At 63.3% G+C, this 259-nt stretch carries 1 protein-coding gene; it reads left to right on the top strand.

The genetic code is table 11. From position 1 onward, the window contains the following. Positions 1-259: amidase family protein (locus tag FLQ44_RS24240; RefSeq protein ID WP_240801392.1), on the top strand; the 259-nt coding region annotated here is incomplete at both ends.

Here is a 259-nt window from a genome sequence, read left to right on the forward strand (position 1 = left end):
TATTCCCATCGATAGAAGCGCGGAGCTTTTGCACACTTTGGAAGAGGCGATTTCCGATACCGCACAGCCTCGAAAGACCGTCACGGCAAATCTGAGCAACGTCCCCGAATTCGCACTGGGCTCGCACAGCTACAACCCGGTTTTCGGCACGACGCACAATGCCTATGCTTATGGCCGCGCGGCGGAGGGCAGCACCGGCGGCGGCGCGGTCGCGCTGGCGCTGCGCATGGTGCCGGTGGCGGACGGGAGCGATTTCGGG

This window comes from Vogesella mureinivorans, from assembly GCF_007644035.1.
Classification (GTDB): domain Bacteria; phylum Pseudomonadota; class Gammaproteobacteria; order Burkholderiales; family Chromobacteriaceae; genus Vogesella; species Vogesella mureinivorans.